Annotated in this window: 12 protein-coding genes; 10 read left to right on the top strand and 2 right to left on the bottom strand. The window is 40.3% G+C overall.

Annotated features, from left to right (window positions below):
• Window positions 1-25: 25 nt before the first annotated feature.
• Window positions 26-1261 (bottom strand): TMEM143 family protein, encoded by a 1236-nt coding sequence (locus PSM_RS12105; protein WP_013465759.1) that lies wholly within the window; start codon window positions 1259-1261, stop codon window positions 26-28.
• A 188-nt stretch (window positions 1262-1449) separates the two neighbouring features.
• Here PSM_RS12105 and PSM_RS12100 point away from each other — a divergent pair, with 188 nt between their 5' ends.
• The 3 genes from PSM_RS12100 (at window position 1450) to PSM_RS12090 (ending at window position 5685) form a co-directional block, all read left to right on the top strand.
• The gene (locus PSM_RS12100; protein ID WP_013465758.1) at window positions 1450-2034 is read left to right on the top strand and encodes a YqaA family protein; all 585 of its coding nucleotides are present in this window, start codon (window positions 1450-1452) and stop codon (window positions 2032-2034) included.
• A gap of 71 nt (window positions 2035-2105) precedes the next feature.
• On the top strand, window positions 2106-3005 hold the full coding sequence (locus tag PSM_RS12095) for a GGDEF domain-containing protein (protein ID WP_024602348.1): 900 nt from the start codon (window positions 2106-2108) through the stop codon (window positions 3003-3005).
• A 76-nt stretch (window positions 3006-3081) separates the two neighbouring features.
• Window positions 3082-5685 (top strand): DUF2339 domain-containing protein, encoded by a 2604-nt coding sequence (locus PSM_RS12090; protein WP_013465756.1) that lies wholly within the window; start codon window positions 3082-3084, stop codon window positions 5683-5685.
• A 49-nt stretch (window positions 5686-5734) separates the two neighbouring features.
• Here the strand turns inward: PSM_RS12090 and PSM_RS12085 are convergent, their stop codons facing one another.
• Window positions 5735-9175 (bottom strand): hybrid sensor histidine kinase/response regulator, encoded by a 3441-nt coding sequence (locus PSM_RS12085; RefSeq protein ID WP_013465755.1) that lies wholly within the window; start codon window positions 9173-9175, stop codon window positions 5735-5737.
• 462 nt (window positions 9176-9637) lie between these two features.
• On the opposite strand from PSM_RS12085, the gene PSM_RS12080 reads away from it, so the two are divergent.
• The 7 genes from PSM_RS12080 (at window position 9638) to PSM_RS12050 (ending at window position 17515) form a co-directional block, all read left to right on the top strand.
• Window positions 9638-9901 (top strand): DUF4212 domain-containing protein, encoded by a 264-nt coding sequence (locus PSM_RS12080; RefSeq protein ID WP_008464847.1) that lies wholly within the window; start codon window positions 9638-9640, stop codon window positions 9899-9901.
• A 10-nt stretch (window positions 9902-9911) separates the two neighbouring features.
• Window positions 9912-11636, top strand: coding sequence for a sodium:solute symporter family protein (locus PSM_RS12075; RefSeq protein ID WP_013465754.1), 1725 nt, complete (start codon window positions 9912-9914; stop codon window positions 11634-11636).
• A gap of 111 nt (window positions 11637-11747) precedes the next feature.
• Window positions 11748-13586 carry a DUF294 nucleotidyltransferase-like domain-containing protein gene (locus tag PSM_RS12070; RefSeq protein WP_013465753.1) on the top strand — a complete coding sequence of 613 codons (1839 nt, stop codon included), beginning with the start codon at window positions 11748-11750 and terminating at the stop codon, window positions 13584-13586.
• Window positions 13587-13591: 5 nt separating this feature from the next.
• Window positions 13592-14215: a 3'-5' exonuclease gene (locus tag PSM_RS12065; protein WP_013465752.1), complete on the top strand. Its 624-nt coding sequence runs from the start codon at window positions 13592-13594 to the stop codon at window positions 14213-14215.
• A 130-nt stretch (window positions 14216-14345) separates the two neighbouring features.
• Window positions 14346-15092 (top strand): SIMPL domain-containing protein, encoded by a 747-nt coding sequence (locus tag PSM_RS12060; protein WP_013465751.1) that lies wholly within the window; start codon window positions 14346-14348, stop codon window positions 15090-15092.
• A gap of 183 nt (window positions 15093-15275) precedes the next feature.
• Complete coding sequence (gene epd, locus PSM_RS12055; protein ID WP_013465750.1) at window positions 15276-16289, top strand: erythrose-4-phosphate dehydrogenase; 1014 nt, start codon at window positions 15276-15278, stop codon at window positions 16287-16289.
• Between the two features lie 50 nt (window positions 16290-16339).
• Complete coding sequence (locus PSM_RS12050; RefSeq protein WP_013465749.1) at window positions 16340-17515, top strand: phosphoglycerate kinase; 1176 nt, start codon at window positions 16340-16342, stop codon at window positions 17513-17515.
• The last annotated feature ends 127 nt before the right edge of the window (window positions 17516-17642 follow it).

The raw sequence follows: 17642 nt of genomic DNA, 5'->3' as shown, positions 1-17642 counted from the left end.
GTTGTTATTAAGTAAAGCGTGCAGTTTAATTATATTGAAACAGGTTATCCCAGCGTTCATCTAATATGGCTTTTGCGTGCTCTAGATTTATCGCGTTATATAGGGTGTTTGTGCAGGTTACTAAATGCATACGTTCAAGTTTTTCAAGCGCATCACTAATTTCAAAATCTAGCTCGCATTGATACTTAGTTTTAAACCACGTCTCTATTTGCTCATCAAGCGCGTGTGCGCTTAAGCCATTTTTAGATTTTAGTAAAAACGTATACGCAAGCAGGGCTTCTTTAATGTCTTCTTCTTCGGCAGCGTCTATCAGAGTGTGGAATACACCGGCGTTGTTATCTAGGTTTTTAAAGTAGAGATTATCGCTCAACGCTTTCATAAATTTAATTTTGCGGTTTTTAAATTTACTCCACTCTTTAAAAACAAAACTACCAAATACCCCAATACCAATCGCTAACGTAATAAAGTGCTGCTGAGTCATGGTAACGGCTTCATCTCTAAACCCTCCCCAAAATGCAAACAAAGCAAACAATAAAAGTAATGAGGCGCCCAGTTTGGTAACTAACACCACCGCACCGCCAATAAGTGCAGATGAGCCAATAATAATTTTATCAATCGGGCGCATCCGTACTTCGCTATTAGGAAATAGCATTTCTAAGTCAGCTTTTGGCACATTTTGAAATAGTTTTACTATGGTAGAACTTGGCTCAAACCCCATAGGTAGTTTATTTTTTGATTCAAAATAGGCTTTATCTTTAAAGCGAATAAATACCGCTACGCGGTCGTAGTTGGTAAAATGCAGTGGCTTTTTACGTAAGCCCCAAAAGCTGGTTATGGTTTCGGTGAGTTGCGATTCGCCTCTGCGATAAAAGACCACTTCTTCAAAGTCGTCAAACTCTACCTCTAGGCGTACCTTAAAAAGCGATTCTTCGTTGAGTGCATCTTGTAGGTCTTCATTGGTAATCACTTCAAAATTAGCCGCATTTAATACGTTGGCAAAATCTTTAGCAAAATCGCGTTGGCACTGGGCTTTTTGCTCCTTCGAGACAGGAGCTAACGAGCGAGTGTCGCTATTAGGATCAAACGGTGCGTAATTGTTTTTTAGTGACTCAAGGGTTGAGTGGTAATTATAATGAATCAGGCTGGCGAGCACGTCGCAAAACTGTTTGAAAGAGGTTTGTTGTGCACTATCGGCAAGCTCTTGGCTGCACATGCCTATGATATCTTGCTTTCTAAAAGGAATAAAACGCGCAGTTTGCATAATTAATAATTGTCAGAAAAGTATAATGGCATTGAGCAATAATAAAGTACTCTGGGAAGTATTACTATTTTGCCAATGTTAAATCTATAAATAATAAGGCGTTATATTTTCAGGTTAGATTAACCTAACTGTGCGATGATGCCAGTACCCGCTAAAAATATTAATCTCAGTAGTTAAAAGGATGTTTAATGGCTATACAAAAAAAGCTAAAGCAAAAAACGCGTCAGTTTATTGAGTCTAAAAATATGCTCAGCGGTATTACGTTTGCCTCATTTTTAGAATCCACCATAGTGCCCATTCCACTTGAAGCAGTACTGGTGCCATTAATGCAGGCAAGGCGTGAAAAACTGTGGCAAATTGCCCTTATGGCCACAATCGGCTGTGTTATTGGGGCGTTGTTTGGTTATGCGTTGGGTTATTATTTATTTGATGTAGTGGGCGATTGGATCATTAATACCTTTTCTAGTCCTGAACAGTTTGAAAACGTTAAGCAAAAAATGCAGGCACAAGGTTTTTGGTTTGTATTAAGCTTAGGTATTGTGCCTATTCCGTTTCAAATTGCGATGTTGGCCGCTGGTGCAACTAAGTATTCGCTGGCACTGTTTTTAGTGGCATCTGCGATTGCGCGCTCTATACGCTATTTTGGATTAGCGTTAGTGGTATATTATGCAGGCAATCAAGCTGAGCGACTTATCAGTAAACATAAAACTAAAACCATGATTGGGTTAACTATTTTAGTTGCTATTGGCTGGGTTGTTAGCACACTAATATAAATCAATCCGTTTTATAATTTGTGGTATAGTTTTTAATAGTAATTATAAAAATAATTTAAATATCGCCTATGATGAACCCGGAAAAAGTGAGTCTAAAGTTAAGCCATTTTGTTAAAATTACCAGATTAAATAAGCTGTTAATTTTGATGACGCTGGCGTTTATTATCGCTTTCTCAATTTTTTCGTTGATGTACTTTCCCCGATTAGACATAACCCAAAACCTCTATGGCTTTACCACTGACTTTATTAATTTAGTGGTGATTTTTGCTATTTTTTTTGTAGTGCAATGTTCACGGTTAGCTAAAAAAGCGTATTTATATGTCAGTATCGGTTTAATGCTATGGATTGTAGGTTCTACTGCCGATGTGCTTGATGAAGTAATACGTCAGCCTTTTTGGATAAGCAATTACGTAGAAGACTTATGCCGCACATTAGGTATGCTAATTACCGCTTATGGTTTATTTAAAACCATGCACTTTATGCAGCGAATGCACAACCGGTTAGCGCAAGAGTTTATTATGGATGATTTAACCAAAGTGTATAACCGTCGCTGCTTTTATCAGCATGTGAAGGGGGTTGTTAATAATCCTTACACTGTTTTAATTATAGATCTCGACCACTTTAAACGTATTAATGACGATTATGGCCACGATGTGGGCGATAAGGTGCTTAAACAGTTTGCTGATAAAGTGAACCGTCTTTTTAAAGATGAAAATATTTTTGCTCGTATAGGTGGTGAGGAGTTTGCCGCTTACCTGCCTAGTTATGAGCTTGATGAAGTACTTAACTTTTCGCAGACTATTCTAGAGACGGCTCGTACTATTACAGTACAAAATCAGCGTTCTTTAACGGTCAGTATCGGTATTGCACATCGTACAAGCGACCAGACCTTTGATAATGTAATGAAACGTGCTGATCAAGCATTATACCGCGCTAAAAAAGCAGGCCGTGATCGCCTTGAGGTTGCTTAAACATCGTAATTTTATGGTATAAGCTTTGTTTGTAATTTTTTTGGGTACTTGTTTTGTAAAATAAAAAAGGGACTGTATGGATGAGTTAATCGGATTAGCAATCATTATATCTATTGCGATTGTTGCAGGAGGCGTATGTGGTTTAGTTGCCTTAGTGCAATTAAACGGCTTAAAACAAGAGATTGCAGTATTAAAACTCAAGCTATCACAGTATGAGTTAAACCCAAATACAGTCCCTAGCGAATCCCCTGTAAACACACAACCAGATAACGCAAAATCTTTAAACCGCGCAGACATTCCTGATTCTGATTATAAACCTGCGAGCATTAAACATACGCCACTACCTAAAGTAGCAATTAAAAAGCCATCGAGTATTGAACTGCTTTTTAAACAATTACGTGCAGGCTTTGAACAAAACTGGATGACCTGGATTGGTGCTATTGCTTTGGCTTTAGGTGGCGTGTTTTTAGCCAAATACAGTTTAGAGGCGGGGCTACTTTCACCTGCAATGAGGCTCAGTGCCGGTGGATTATTTGGCATTGGCTTAATCGCAGCAGCGTATTATTTACATTATAAACGTATCGTTTTTGAAGGCTTTAATAATTACATTCCTGCAGCCCTTGCCAGTGGCGGCTTTGTGACTTGCTTTGCCTTAATGTTTTTGGCCTATAACAGCTTTACCATGCTAAGTGCTGAGTGGGCATTTATTGGCTTAGCAGTGATTGCTCTTTGCGCCAGTGCAATGGCGATTAAGTTAGGCCCTTTACTTGCTGTAATTGGCATTATAGGCGCATACAGTGTTCCTATTTGGGTAAATACGGGCAGTGGTCAGTTATTTTCTTTACTTATTTATGTTGCCCTTGTGAGTGTTGCCGCAGCGGTTGTGGCACATAAAGTACAGCGAGTGTGGTTGTGGTATTTACTATGGGTAGGGCATATAGGCTGGTACTTGGTTGGACTCACTCTATTTAACTACGACACAGTGTGGTTAATAGGCGCGTATGCGTTACTAAGTATTTTAGGCTTAATCGCTATTGCACGCTTAGGCTTGGGCTTTAATACCCTTGAAGTGCGCCCGCACAGCTTCAAACGATTAGTTAACTTATTTCCAGATCACGGATTATTACTGGCCTTTATGGCGCCTTTAATGATTGCCATGCTATTGAGTTTGTTTAATTTACAATGGCAAATCGTGGCGTTGTTAAGCATCGCTTTGTTACTATTTTTAGTGTTAAAAAATAGCCGTTGGGATGCATGGCAAGGGGTTTCTTTAGTGATTGCGCTGTTACTAGTGATCAGTGCTAAACAAACTTATGCCTTTGATGATGCGTTATTTATTTTTAAAAACGAATATGGGCTAGGCTTATTACTTGCTCTGGGGTTAAGTGGCTATGGACTCTATTTTGGTAATAAATACTCAAAACGATTAGCTTTTCATTTGCTTGCTTCATTAAGTGTGTTTGCATTAGTTGGCACTTTGTATGCGATGATCCCAAATACGGCTTTAGCAACCGCTTATCCACTTTGGGCGGTATTGTTATGTTTAATGAGTGCGGTGTTAATTAAATTTACGCAAAATAATACAACCTTATGGCAGCGTTTTAGTTATTGGGTGGGAGCAAACGCCAATATCACTTTAGCAATTACTATGCTACTGAGCGATAGCGGCCTTACCATTGCACTGGCTGTTCAAGTATTACTGCTGAGCTTATTAATAAAAAAATACAGTGTGGCTATGCCACACTGGCCAATAAAAGCCCTTGTGGCGGCATTACTTTTACGCCTTACCTTATCGCCGTGGACGCCTAGTTATGATGATCTAACTATCTTTGGTTTGCATTGGAGCTTAGTTGTTTACCCGCTGTGTATTGGGTTATTTTTTGCAGCGGCTAAATGTTTTAATACTTCAAAACTAAAAATATGGTTAGAGGGGGCAGCACTGCATTGTTTAGCGTTATTTGTGACAACCGAAACCAGTTATCAACTGGTAGGGCACTACCCTCAGTTGTTTTCTTTAAGTTTTTATGAGCAAGTTTTGCTCAGCTGTAACTTGCTTGCTTTAGGCTGCGTTTATTTATATCGCGCGCAAAGTGCAGGGCAGCTGGGTAAGTTATACCGCACTGCAGGTTTGATTTTATCAGCGTTAGCTGGCTTATTATTAATCAATACAACGTTGGATGATAATCCGTTATTAATGCGTCTTTATGTTGGTGAAACGCCAATATTTAACTGGGTGCTTTTAATCTGGTTCGTCCCGAGCCTGCTGGCGTTATGGTTAGCGAGTTTAGTTAAATCGTTAAATGCTAAATTGAGTCAAATTACACTCGGTGTGTCTGGTTTATTAGCAGTATTAGCTATCAACACCTTGATCCGCCAATATTGGCAAGGCGGCTTTATTTACCTTGATAAGGCAACCAGTGACGCCGAGCTATATAGCTATTCGGTTATTTGGTTATTACTTGGCGCATTGGTGGTGATCGCCGGACATTTAAAACAGCTGCGGTTATTACAAAATGTCGGTTTGGGTATTCTTGGTGCGGTAATCGTTAAAGTATTTTTAATTGATATGGCTAATTTAACTGGGCTTTTAAAGGCATTATCGTTTATTGGCTTAGGGCTTTCGTTAGTCGGGCTTAGTTGGTTGTTCCAAAAACTAAGAAAGCGTAATTATAGCAATTAAGCATAGCTTTAAGCCCAGTATTTTACTGGGCTTAAGCGTTTATTGGTGGTTAAGTACTATGATTAAGCAGGGCCTTAAGTTTACCTGGTTTTACTGGTTTACTTAGGTAATGAATATTTTCAGCTTTGGTTGTTTGTTTTAGCTCGGTGTCACGCACCGCGGTAATTAAAATTGCCGGAATGTCGCTTTGCCAAGTCTCTCGCAGTGTTTTAATTAAAGTAATGCCATCCCAATCATTACCTAGTTGATAATCCATTAAAATAACATCGGGCGCTGCATGCGCTTTAGCATACGCTAACACAGCATCAACTTTGTCGAATAAGGTGTAATTTGCCCGCCATTTTTTCAATAAGCTGGCCATCGCGGCTAAGTTTTCAGGATCGTCGTCAACGGCAATAATATTAATCGCAGCGCGGTTGTCTACGATATTTTGATTTGTTTGTTTTTGTTGCACTAATTGCGCATCACCATAAGGCACTTCTATGCTAAATCGACTGCCTTTATTAGGTAAAGAAACGACATCAATCGGCAGGCTCAGTAAATCAGCCATACGTTTAACTACCCCTAGACCAAGGCCTACGCCTTTATTGTCGCCCGCTTCAATTCGGTAAAAGTCGTTAAATATTTTTGCCTGTTCAATATCGCTAATGCCCGGGCCTGTATCCCATACTTCTATTCGTAAACTGTGTTTACGATTTCTGCAGGCAATTAGCACTCGGCCATTTTCGGTGTATTTAATCGCATTAGACAGCAAGTTTTGTAGTATTCGGCGCAAGTAGGTAATGTCACTATGCACTATTTGCTTATTTGAGCGCACTGTAAATGACAGTCCTTTATCGCTTGATAAAATGGCATATTCACTTTTGAGAGGGTCTAAAATATCGTCAATACAAAAGTGACGTGGGCTTGGGGTCATTGCGCCTTGTTCTAATTTTGCAATTTCGAGTAAGGCCGACATTAAATGCACAGTTGAATCTAAACTGTCGCCAAGCTTATTAAAATTATTTTTATTCGTGGTGTCTAGTTGTGTTTCGTCAATCGCGGCAAGGTATAAACGTGCAGCATTTAATGGCTGTAAAATATCGTGACTGGCCAATGCTAAAAAGCGAGTTTTACTATCATTAGCTTGTTCTGCCTCACGCTTGGCTAAAGTAAGTGCTTGCTCTGTTTGTACGCGGCTATCTATTTGTGCTTGTAGATTACTATTAATCGTTTGTACTTCTTGGGTGCGCGCTTCAATACGGTTTTCTAAGTCCATATTAATTTCTTCTAGCGCATTTTGAGTACTAATGTGAGTAGTAATATCAGAAAAACTGGTTACAAATCCGCCATCAGGAAGTGGGTTTCCGATCATTTCATACACTTGGCCGTTTCGACGATGGCGAATAAAGTGATGTGAACTACCATTTTTTAAATGCTGAACTCGCTTATCAACATGACGGTCAATTTCACCTGGGCCACATTCACCGCGCTCTGCGTTATACCGAATTATTTCTTCAATAGGTTGGCCAACTTGTAAAAAGCCCTCGGGGTAGTTAAACATTTCACTGTAGCGCTTATTCCAAGCCACGAGGTTTAGGTCTTTATCAACAACGGATAGGCCATGGCTTAAGTTCTCTAACGAGGTAAACAATAAGTTTTGATTAAACTGCAGTGCTTGTGTGGTTTCATCAAAAAAGTTTACCACCTCTTCAAACGCCATGCGTTTGCCCGATGATACGGTATGAATAAGTGCTTGCGCCGACGAGGCACCTAATACCCCAGTAAGCGCACGTTCGCAGTAAGCAATAAAGTCAGCGCGAGGGTGAGCATTGTTGTCGTTTAAGTCGTGATGAAGCGCATAGTGTGATAATACTTGCTGGCTACGTTGAATGCCTAAAAAGGTTTGCAGCAGTATTTTAAAGTCGTATACCGTGGCTTTTACATTTTTATTTAAGCGACGCGATAAAATAGCCTGATCTTTAGGATTAACAAAAGCAGCCGCTTGAATTTTGTCGATTAAGCGCTCTTCAGCCCCTAGCGAAAAACTAATGTAACAGCCAATATTAGCAAACAAAGCGATAAGTGTACCGCGCGTTATTAGGGTTTGTTGTAACTCACTGTCTAGTGGGTTGGGGGCATCTAAAATAGGCAACATTAAAAACAGCACCCAACATATCACGCCGGCGAGTAGTCCAGCATAAACCCCATAGGCATGGCCTTTTCGCCAATATAAACCACCCACAATGGCAGGCAATAGTTGCGATACCAATGAAAAAGCAACCAATCCCATACTAGCCAGTGCACTGCCATTTCCAAACCATTGCTGATAGAAGTAAGCTAAAATAAGCACCCCGGCAATGGTAAATCGACGCACCAGTAAAATACGTGATTTATAGCTGCTGGTAATTAAGTTACGTTTAAATTTACGACGTAACATTAACGGCAGTACCACATCATTTGAGATCATGGTACTTAACGTTAATGTGGCTACAACAATCATGGCTGTAGCTGCTGAAAGCCCCCCAATAAACACAAACGTAGTCAAAAAAGCATTATTGTGCAGCATAGGTAAGGCAAGTACAAAGCTGTCTGGTGATAAGCTGCGGCCTATTTCTGGGTGAATCGCAGCGGTGGCAATAGGTAAAATCATTGCTGCTGTTAGCAATAAATACAGCGGGAAGGCCCAACGCGCAGTGAATAAATGGCGCTTATCTTGGTTATCGACCACGGTTACATGAAATTGGCGTGGCAAACAAATAATAGCCGCTGCTGCCATAAGTGACTGGCCGATAAAATTAAAACTAAAAAAGTCAAAGTGTGTCCAGTGCATCCAAATAGACTCGGCAACTTGACTGCTACTTTGGGTAGGTAAATTAAATAAGCTGTATATCGCAAGCCCTGCAACGGCGGCTAAGGCAAACAGTTTAACTAGAGATTCAAACGCCACAGCGAGCATTAAACCTGAACGGTATTCGGTTACATCAACTTTGCGCGTACCAAAAAATATAGCAAATAGCGCCATCATTAACGTGGCCGATAGCGCTAAAATATCCCCTGATATCTGATTGCTGTTTTGTAGGAGTAAAAAGCTAGAGCTGAGTGCTTTTAATTGCAATGCAATGTACGGAATGGTGGCCAATAAGGCGATTATTGTCACCATAATGGCGGTGGTTTGACGCTTACCATAGCGGGCTGAAATAAAGTCGGCAATAGTGGTGATATTTTGTTTTTTACTCACCAGTACCAGTTTACGTAAAAAGCCTTGACCGAAAAAAAACAATAAAGCGGGGCCTAACAATATAGGTAAAAAACTCCAGCTGCTGGTCGCTGCTGTGCCTACTGAGCCGTAGTAAGTCCATGAAGTGCAATAAATACCTAGTGCAAATGAATACACAAACGGGTGATGACTAATACGCTTGGCAAGTGGCGTGGTTTTATCGCCCCAATTAGCCAGCCAAAACAGCACGCCTATGTAGCCAAAGGCAACAATGAGTAGTACAGCCGTCATGTTTATTTAACCTTGTAGAATATTTTTATAATTTGCCATAACTATACCCAAACTATTTCAAGATGCGAGCGTCAGTTGGCGTTTGAGGTAGTTTGGTTTTTTACAATACTTGGTTGCGGGTTAAATAGGGGGGTATACATTTTATTTATATTATCTATAAATAAAATAAAGAATTGATTTTTAATGATTTATTCTAAATTGGTTATTTAGTTAGACTAATGTCTTATTCCCACGGTTTACTCAAAAATTGGCGTAAACACCTCGCAAATAAATTAATTAACTTACTGAAATTAAAGTAGTTCACTTGTTGTTTACTAATTAAGCGCCTACAGTTTACGAAAACGTTAACATGTTGTTACGACTATTGTCGCAATTCAATATTTGAGTAGCGTTGCTAAATTGATTAACGAATATAAAAAACCACCCATCGTAATCTTGCGATGTTTAAAGGGGAAAATAAAAATGGCTTTTAAAAATGAAGAACAAGCAAAAGCTTATTGGGCAGAAAACATTTCATTACTGTTTAAGTTATTAGCGGTATGGTTTGTGGTCTCTTTTGGCTTTGGCATATTACTTGTAGATGTACTAAATGAAGTACGTTTTTTTGGGTTTAAACTTGGCTTCTGGTTCGCCCAGCAAGGCGCGATTTATACCTTTGTAGCTTTGATTTTTGTGTACGTTTTCAAAATGAATACGTTAGATAAAAAATATGGCGTAGACGAATAGGAGCTAAGCAATGGATGTTCAAATACTCACTTTTATAATCGTCGGTTTAAGCTTTGCGCTTTATATCGGCATTGCAATCTGGGCTCGTGCAGGGTCAACAAATGAATTCTATGTTGCCGGTGGTGGTGTACCTCCACTAGCCAATGGTATGGCAACTGCTGCGGATTGGATGAGTGCTGCGTCATTTATTTCAATGGCGGGTATTATCTCGTTTGCTGGCTATGACGGTAGTGTTTACTTAATGGGGTGGACGGGTGGTTATGTACTACTGGCCATGTGTTTAGCGCCTTACTTACGTAAGTTCGGTAAGTTTACTGTGCCAGACTTTATCGGGGATCGTTACTACTCACGTACTGCGCGTTTAGTGGCTATTTTATGTGCCATCTTTATTTGTTTTACTTACATTGCGGGTCAAATGCGTGGTGTGGGTGTGGTGTTCTCGCGTTTCTTAGAAGTTGAAATTGAAACCGGCGTTTACATCGGCATGATAATTGTTTTCTTTTATGCTGTACTTGGTGGCATGAAAGGCATTACTTACACGCAAGTTGCGCAGTACTGTGTACTGGTATTTGCTTATTTAGTACCGGCTATTTTCATCTCGATGATGGCAACCGGTCACTTTTTCCCACAAACAGGGTTTGGTGCCACGCTAAGTGATGGTTCAGGCATGTATGTATTGGATAAATTAGATGGTTTAAGTACTGAGTTGGGCTTTGGTCAATACACTGAAGGCTCGAAGAGCATGATTGATGTATTTGCAATCACAGGTGCTCTTATGGTGGGTACTGCTGGTTTACCACATGTAATTGTTCGCTTTTTCACTGTACCTCGCGTAAAGGACACACGTATTTCAGCGGCGTGGACACTGGTGTTCATTGCTATTGTTTACACAACAGCACCCGCAGTAGCTTCGTTTGCCCGTGTAAACATGATTGACACCATTAATGGTAAAGACGGTAGCGGCACAGCGTATGCAGATGCACCAGCTTGGATTAAAAACTGGGAACGTACAGGCCTAATTACCTTTAATGATAAAAATGGTGACGGCAAAATGTTTTACACATCAGGTAAAATCACTGACCCTAATAGCGCGAACGAAGTAAACGTTGACCGCGATATTATGGTACTAGCGAACCCTGAAATTGCCGACTTACCAGCATGGGTTATTGCACTCGTTGCTGCTGGTGGTATTGCCGCGGCACTATCGACTACAGCGGGCTTACTATTGGTTATTTCAACCTCAGTATCGCACGATTTGCTAAAACGGACACTCAAACCGGATATAACCGACAAGCAAGAATTACTTGCAGCGAGGTTAGCAGCGATGATTGCTATTGTAATATCCGCCTACTTTGGGATTAACCCGCCAGGATTTGTGGCCTCGGTTGTTGCCTTTGCCTTCGGCTTAGCGGCGGCGAGCTTCTTCCCTGCAATTATTATGGGTATTTTCTCTAAATCAATGAATAAACATGGTGCAATTGCAGGCATGGTAACGGGTATCACCTTTACTGCTGCATACATCATCTACTTCAAGTTTGTGAGCCCAGAGCTTAATAGCCCAGAAAATTGGTTCCTAGGTATTTCACCTGAAGGGATTGGTTTAGTAGGTATGATCATTAACTTTGCAGTAGCAGCAGGTGTTATGAAAATGACTCAACCGACACCAGTTGAAATTCAAGAAATGGTTGAAGGCATTCGTAATCCTAAAGGGTCTAGTGAAGCACATGCTCACTAATCCATATAGCTAATGATATAACGCATCAAAGCCCGACTTAAGTCGGGCTTTTTATTTGTTTAAAAAATGACTACATTTCAGGTTAAGTCGCTTTTTTATTGAGGATGATTTATGAGTAGTGAGCAACAGGAAGTCGCGCAGTTTATTAACAAGCAAGCACCATTTTCAATGTTACAGGACAGCGCCTGCAGTTATTTTGTAAACCATCTCGATAGTATTTATTTGACCCGAGAAAACCAAACGCAATGGCTTAACAGTGAACAGCCTAAGTTATTTTTAATCCGCTCCGGGTTATACGATTTAGTCGATGCCAAAGGCGATACGGTAACGCGTTTAACCCAAGGTGATTACTTTGGTTACCCCTCTTTACTAACGGGAGATGCAATTCAAAACAGTTTAGAAGTACAAAAAGAGGGCATAGTGTATATGCTCGACCAAACGCATTTTGATTATTTACGCCGAGAATATAAAGCCTTTGAGCAATACTTTGTCCGTGCACATGCAAATCGATTACTGTCATCGCATTATAAGAGCAACAACGACAGTTGGTCTGAGCGTAAAATATCAGAGATCATGACTCGCAAAGCGATAACGCTGCCCCCCGATGCCAGCATCCGTCATAGTGCTAAAAAAATGCAAGAGCATGGGGTTTCTTCAATAATGATCACCGAAAACTCGCACCTTGTTGGGGTGGTTACTGACCGTGATTTACGTAATCGAGTGCTTGCTGATGAGGTGGACCCCGCGCAAGCTATCAATAGTATTATGACCAATAAGCCTAAGTTTATATTTGAAAATAATCGTGTGTTTTCAGCGCTACACTTAATGCTTAAGCATAATATTCATCATTTACCTGTGCTTGATGAAAATCATAAACCGCTAGGTATGATCACTAGTACAGACTTACTACGTCAACAAAAAAGCGACCCTGTCCAGCTCATTGGTCGTATTTATAAAGCGCATAATGTCGCTGATTTAAAGCGTTACGCTAAAGAAATTCCTGAGTTATTAAAGGGGTTTTCTAATAATATTGATGATATTTCACTGATTGGAAAACTACTCAGCGGTTTAACCGATGCGCTAACCTCGCGGCTAATATTTTTATTTCAACAACAACATGGTGTTGCACCTACGAGCTTTAGCTTTATTTGTTTTGGCTCTCAAGCGCGCGAAGAGCAAACACTGCATTCTGATCAAGATAACGGCTTGTTATTACCCGATGGTCTAAACGATGAGCAGCACGCGTACTTTAAACAAATGGGTGAATTTGTTTGTGAAAACTTAGTTGAATGCGGTATTCGTCGTTGCCCTGGTAACATTATGGCCAGCAGTGATGCGTGTCGAATGAGTGTTAGTGATTGGCGGGCGAAGTTTTTAAAGTGGATCACCAGCCCCACACCCCAGGCAATGCTCAACTGTAAAATATTTTTTGATCTGCGTTTTATTGAAGGATCAACCACGCTTTATAGCCAGTTTTGTGAAGAGTTAACCCATATTTCTCGCAACGATCTTTTTTATGCGGCAATGGCCAGCGATGTGAATACCAACAGCGCGCCGATTGGTTTATTCAATAACTTTAAAACCGAAAAAACCGAGCAGCACCACAAATACATCGATCTTAAAAAGCGCGGGGTTGTGATCATTAACGATCTGGCAAGGCTGTATGCATTAAAAGTAGGCATCCGCCGTGCTAACACCCAAGAGCGATTAGACGCTTTATTAAAGTATTCATTGTTAAGCAAAGAAGATATTTATAATTTAAAAGATTGTTGGCGATTTTTAACTCAGCTTCGGCTGCGCACACAAATAAACGAAGAGGGGTTACCCAGCAATTGTATAAACCCAGATAAGCTCAATTCGTTAGAGCGTCATCAGCTTAAAGAAGCGTTTTACCTAGTAAAACAGGCGCAGCAAGGCGCGGCGTTTAAATTTGCGCGTGGGAGTTTGTAACAACAATGGTTAAGCAGCTTATTACTCGTTATTTAAAGCGCCGCCACTTGCTTATGCAAAGTGCTTTAAAGCAACGTTACTTAGTGATTGATTTGGAATTAACAGGGCTTGATCCTAAACAACATGAAATTGTCTCGGTTGCTTGGGTACTGATTGATAACGAATGTATCAAAAACAGTCTGTCGCAGCATTTGGTTAATAAAGAGGTGAAAAGTCTAGAGCAGAGCCCCGTTTTTCATGGCATTAGTACTGACTCGGTGGCACAAGGGCAAAGTCTACAAAGCATTATAACGTCTTTAAGCGCTCACTTTAGTGACTGTATTTTAGTATTTCATAATGCCATGCTCGATTGGGGTTTTTTAAAGTTAGCACTAAAAAATGCAGGGATCACCCAGCGCCCCAAGTTGATTATCGATACCTTACAAATAGAAAAAAAGCGTCTGCTAAAACATAGCTCAGATATAAAATTAGACGATTTAACTCTTAATGAATGCCGTAAACGCTACGACTTACCAAGCTATCATTGTCATCACGCCCTTACCGATGCACAAGCTACTGCTGAGTTGTTATTAGCCCAATGCCATCAAATAAGCGCCGGTAAGGAGCTCAAAGTAGTCGAGTTGACGTAGGTTGGGCAGAGCGAAGCGAAACCCAACCTATAAAGAATGCATAAATACTTGGTTAATGAGGCAGTTTACTTTTGTTTTTATTTGTATAATTATGGGAACGTGTGATTTATTATGAATTCAAGGAACGAATATGAAACTTATCATCGCTATTTTTATTACTTTATTCCCTCTTATTACTTTTGCTAATTCAAGCGTGCCAGCTAATCGTCATATTGCAGTGCAGGGGTCAGCTGAGGTATTTGTTGAGCCAGATATGGCTCAAATTATATTTGAAGTAAAAAGCACTGAAGATACATTACTTGAGGCTAAACGTGAGCTTGATGGCCGGATTAGCTTGCTACTTGAACAATCAGACAAATACGGTTTTGGCCAAGACGATGTTTATATATCTGGTTTAAAAAGCAAGGTATACACTATGATTGGTACAGAATCTGGGACTGTTTCAGGCGATAAGTATTTAGCCCTGAAAACAGTTAAAGTCACATTAAAAGATATTAAAAAAGTCGATGAATTTATTAATTTTGCTCAAAGCTTAAAAATAGACAATATCGAAAAAATTAATGGTTTATCCTCTAAAGTTAATCAGTTAGAGGCAGAGGCAACACAATTAGCAATCGATAACGCAAAAGCGAAGGGAAATAAGCTCGCTCAAGCTTTTGGCGCTGAACTTGGCAACGTTTACAGTATCAGTGCAAATTCCAGCAGCTCAGATTACGATTATGACGCGGGCGGTGTTAAGCACATTATTTTATCTAGCCACAGAAATAGTATGGTTGCTAGTAATAACGAGAATCCATTTATGCAGCAGCAATATTTAGGCGCAACAATAAGCGTTAAAGCATCAATAAAGGTAGTGTTTGATTTAAAACTAAAATAGCAAACAGTGCAAATACCCACTAGCAGGGCTAAAAGTAAAAGTGCAGTGTGTGTTGATTATGACGTTAATTTAAAGTTTCTAATGCTTGGCTCTTATAATCACAGGCAAGGTCGATTACAATACCGCCATCTAAAAGGCGACGCTGCCTTTCTCTGTACGTAACTAGAGTGGATTTTATATTTCATGGCAATCAAACTTGCAATTAATGGTTTTGGTCGTATTGGTCGAAATATTGTCCGTGCACTATACGAATCAGGCTTAAGCGACGAGATCAAAATTGTTGCAATTAACGAACTAGCCGACCCTGAAGCTATTGCCCATTTATTAAAATACGACACCTCTCATGGTCGTTTTGCTTTTCCAGTTAAACTAGGTGAAGACACTATCAGCGTTGCTGATGACACCATTGCGTTATTTTGTGAAAAAAATCCAGTTGAATTACCGTGGCAAACGTTAGATGTTGATGTGGTGCTTGAATGTACGGGGGTTTACCACTCACGTGAGCACGCACAGTTACATTTGACTGCGGGCGCAAAAAAGGTGCTGTTTTCACATCCTGCGGATAATGATGTTGATGCCACTATTGTTTACGGTATTAATGACGATGAGCTTAAAAGCGAGCATACTATTGTCTCTAATGGCTCGTGTACAACTAACTGCGTTGTTCCTGTTATTAAAGTACTCGATGATGCTTTTGGCATTGAATCAGGTGCTATTACAACCATTCATGCGTCAATGAACGATCAGCAAGTGATTGATGCGTATCATCATGATTTACGCCGTACGCGTGCCGCCAGCCAGTCTATTATTCCTGTAGATACAAAATTAGCCCGTGGTATAGACCGTATTTTACCTAAATTTAAAGGTCGCTTTGAGGCCATTGCGGTCCGTGTACCGACCATTAATGTGACGGCGATGGATTTAAGTGTCACGGTTAATGCAGATGTAGATTTAAGTGCGGTTAATAATGCCCTTAAAGCACAAGCTAAAGACCGCCTTGAAGGTATTTTGAGTTACACCGAAGAGCCATTGGTATCGGTTGATTTTAACCATGACCCACATTCTTGTATCATAGATGGCACACAGACACGTGTTAGTCATAAACGACTGATAAAGTTATTAGTTTGGTGTGATAACGAGTGGGGATTTGCGAATCGCATGCTCGATACCGCGCGTGCTATGATGGCACTTAAGTAATATTTAAAACGTATTTTTCAGGTTCAGTATCGTTAACTAAGGAGATGTTCATGTCGGTCATTAAAATGGCAGATTTAGATTTAAACGGCAAACGCGTATTAATTCGTGAAGATTTAAATGTACCCGTTAAAGCAGGAAAAGTGACGTCAGATGCACGTATTCGTGCTGCGTTACCTACTATCAAACTAGCGTTAGAGAAAGGCGCGAAAGTGATGGTTATGTCACACCTTGGCCGTCCTACGGAAGGGCAATACGAAGAAGAGTTTTCATTGGCTCCGGTTGTCGATTACTTAAATGATGCACTTGAGCAAACAGTTCGCCTAGAAAAAGATTACTTAAACGGCGTTGATGTTGCAGATAACGAAGTCGTTGTTTTTGAAAACGTGCGTTTTAATAAAGGCGAGAAAAAAGACGACGAAATCTTATCAAAGCAATTAGCTGCATTATGTGACGTGTACGTAATGGATGCTTTTGGTACTGCGCATCGCGCACAAGCATCAACGCATGGTGTAGGTTTATTTGCTGATGTAGCGTGTGCCGGTCCATTATTATCAGCTGAACTTGAAGCGCTAGGCAAAGCACTTGATAACCCAGCACGCCCGCTCGTGGCGATTGTGGGTGGCTCTAAAGTGTCAACTAAGTTAACCGTACTTGATTCGTTATCTAAAATTGTTGACCAGCTTGTTACCGGTGGCGGTATTGCTAATACCTTTATTGCCGCTGCAGGTTATCCTGTAGGTAAGTCCCTTTTTGAAGCTGACTTAATGGACGAAGCTAATCGCTTATGTGCAGCAGCAAAAGCTAACAATGGTGAAATTCCGGTACCGACTGATGTTGTTGTGGGTAATGAATTCTCAGAATCAGCTGTAGCAACACTTAAAGATGTAAGCGAAGTTACCAGCGACGATATGATTTTTGATATTGGCCCTGATACAGCAAACAAACTTGCAAAAATTATTGCTAATGCGGGCACCGTTGTATGGAATGGCCCAGTCGGTGTTTTTGAATTTGATCAGTTCGGTAATGGTACACGTGCTATTGCCCAAGCAATTGCTGATTCAAAAGCGTTTTCAATTGCAGGCGGTGGTGACACTTTAGCAGCAATTGACAAGTACGGCATTAGTGACAAAGTTTCGTATATTTCTACCGGTGGTGGTGCTTTCTTAGAGTTTTTAGAAGGTAAAAAACTGCCAGCAGTAGTGATGTTAGAATCACGTGCTAAGTAATACGTAAAGTATTAGCTAGCCGTTAGGCAGATGTGGAGTGTCCGCATCTGCTACACTTAACTGATAAATACCTCTCACTTTTATTTATTAGTTATTTAATTCGAATTTTAGGCATTGAGCTTTAAGG

This window comes from Pseudoalteromonas sp. SM9913, from assembly GCF_000184065.1.
Lineage (GTDB): Bacteria > Pseudomonadota > Gammaproteobacteria > Enterobacterales > Alteromonadaceae > Pseudoalteromonas > Pseudoalteromonas tetraodonis.
Note: the sequence above shows the minus strand (reverse complement) of the source record. Positions and strands in the feature narration are given on the sequence as shown.